This is a genomic window from Undibacterium sp. TC9W (assembly GCF_049339865.1).
Classification (GTDB): Bacteria; Pseudomonadota; Gammaproteobacteria; order Burkholderiales; family Burkholderiaceae_D; genus Undibacterium.
Map to the genome: position 1 here is coordinate 1 of NZ_JBMPPJ010000094.1, position 261 is coordinate 261.

General features: G+C 54.8%; 1 protein-coding gene. It reads right to left on the reverse strand.

Annotated features, from left to right (window positions below; translation table 11 throughout):
- Nucleotides 1–261, reverse strand: a 261-nt coding sequence (locus ACO0LN_RS30380; protein WP_422980503.1) for a hypothetical protein, incomplete at both ends; no start/stop codon positions are given.

Consider the following 261-nt stretch of genomic DNA (forward strand, 5'->3'; position numbering starts at 1 on the left):
CAACACCGGCGTTGTTGGATGTACCAACCAGACGGATTGTTTCGAAACCGGAAACGTTCGTCCATTCAGACGCGCCCAGAGCGATAGTGTCGCCCAGTGCTGCACCTGTCAGGTCGCCGTCGATGACGAGTGTATCTGTACCAGCACCACCTACGACTGTGTCGGAGATTGTCAGGCCAGCACGTGTGTCTTGCAGGTTATCGAAAGTAACTGTGTCGTTACCAGCACCCATCTTGATGTTTTGCGCGCCGTTAGCAGCAC